This is a genomic window from Enterobacter cloacae complex sp. GF14B, assembly GCF_004136805.1.
Classification (GTDB): domain Bacteria; phylum Pseudomonadota; class Gammaproteobacteria; order Enterobacterales; family Enterobacteriaceae; genus Enterobacter; species Enterobacter hormaechei_C.
This window is the reverse complement of sequence record NZ_QFRV01000299.1, coordinates 1-1,161: the sequence shown is the minus strand read 5'-3', so window position 1 is coordinate 1,161 and position 1,161 is coordinate 1. Positions and strand designations below refer to the sequence as shown.

The following is a 1,161-nucleotide window of genomic DNA, read 5'->3' as shown; positions in this document are numbered from 1 at the left end:
CAGCTGCCGCCCGCCAGCCAGGTGCTGGCCGACGTGATGCTGAGCCACTGGCCGCTCAGCGCCTGGCAGCCGCAGTTGCCGAAAGGCTGGACGCTGAACGATACTGACACCAGACGCGAACTGCGCAACCCCGATGGCAAGCTGGTCACGGAAATTGCCTACCTGAACCGTAACGGCAGGCGCGAACCGATTAGCATTGTGCAGCACGCTTTTCACTACCACATCACCATTCAATATCTGGGTGACTGAGATGATTTACCTTTCTGCCGTTGGCATGGTCAACGCGCTCGGCAACTCGGCTGATGAAATAGCGGCGAACCTGATCGCTGGCGTGGCCCCCGGGATGCGCCAACGTGCGGGCTGGCTACAGGGCTTACCCGAGGCCGTGCTGGGAGGCGTGGAGGGTGAACTTCCCCCTGTCCCCGAGTCTTTTTCTGCGCATCGCAGCCGCAACAACCAGCTGCTGCTGGCGGCGCTTGCGCAAATCCGGCCCGCCGTCGATACGGCCATTGCGCGCGTGGGGCGAGACCGCGTGGCGGTTGTGCTGGGCACCAGCACCTCCGGACTGGACGAGGGTGATGAGTACGTGCGCCGCGCGCAGAACGGCGAGCGCAGCCCGCAGTGGCAATATCCGCAGCAGGAGCTGGGCGATCCGTCGCGCTTTCTCGCCAGCTGGCTTGCGCTGGACGGCCCGGCGTATACCATTTCGACCGCCTGCTCCTCCAGCGCGCGGGCGATCATCAGCGGTCGTCGCCTGATCGACGCCGGGCTGGTGGACGTCGCCATCGTCGGCGGGGCCGACAGCCTGAGCCGCATGCCGGTCAACGGCTTCAACAGCCTGGAGTCCTTCTCCCCGACCCTGTGCGAACCGTTTGGCCGCAACCGTCGGGGGATCACCATTGGCGAAGCGGCGGCACTGATGGTGCTGACCCGCGAGCCGGGCGAGGTTGCGCTGCTGGGCGCGGGGGAATCCAGCGATGCGTACCATATTTCCGCCCCACATCCGCAGGGCGAAGGGGCGATCCGCGCCATCAACCAGGCGCTGAACGAGGCGGGCATAACGGCGGCGGACGTCGGCTATATCAACCTGCACGGCACCGCCACGCCGCTGAACGATCGCATTGAGGCGCAGGTTATCCACGATCTCTTTGGCGACCGCGT

Annotated in this window: 2 protein-coding genes; both read left to right on the top strand. The window is 65.6% G+C overall.

The genetic code is table 11. The features are described from left to right. Nucleotides 1–249 (top strand): DUF3261 domain-containing protein (locus DD606_RS25345; protein ID WP_129259492.1); only part of this gene is annotated, 249 nt, incomplete at its 5' end. 1 nt (nucleotide 250) lies between these two features. Next, nucleotides 251–1,161, top strand: a 911-nt coding sequence (locus tag DD606_RS25340; protein WP_129259490.1) for a beta-ketoacyl-ACP synthase, incomplete at its 3' end; no start/stop codon positions are given.